The sequence below is a fragment of the Belliella alkalica genome (assembly GCF_022549785.1).
GTDB classification, from domain to species: Bacteria; Bacteroidota; Bacteroidia; order Cytophagales; family Cyclobacteriaceae; genus Belliella; species Belliella alkalica.
Window position 1 is genome coordinate 1 of the sequence record NZ_JAKZGO010000104.1, and the last position, 507, is coordinate 507.

General features: G+C 51.7%; 1 protein-coding gene. It reads left to right on the forward strand.

Translation table 11 applies throughout. The features are described 5' to 3' along the window. A partial coding sequence (locus MM213_RS20865) for an Ig-like domain-containing protein (protein ID WP_241414802.1) occupies nt 1-507 on the forward strand: 507 nt, incomplete at both ends.

Below are 507 nucleotides of genomic sequence, written 5' to 3' on the forward strand. Positions count from 1 at the left end.
AACGACACGTTGAACGGAGATCCTGTATCGATAGATGATGTGACGTTGACGATAGTTACGGCAGCGACACCGATCAACGGCGGTCCTGTACCGAGCATCGATCCATCTACAGGCATCGTAAGCATTCCTGAGAACACCCCAGCGGGAACATATACAATCACATACCAGATYTGTGAGGATCTGAACCCTACGAACTGCTCGACGGCCTCTGTAGAGGTTACGGTAGAAGCGGCASMGATAGCGGCGAMTGATGACGACTTCGGTCCGATCAAYGGCCTAGACGGCACAGAGAACGCGGGCAATGTGTTGACAAACGACACGTTGAACGGAGATCCTGTATCGATAGATGATGTGACGTTGACGATAGTTACGGCAGCGACACCGATCAACGGCGGTCCTGTACCGAGCATCGATCCATCTACAGGCATCGTAAGCATTCCTGAGAACACCCCAGCGGGAACATATACAATCACATACCAGATYTGTGAGGATCTGAACCCTACGAAC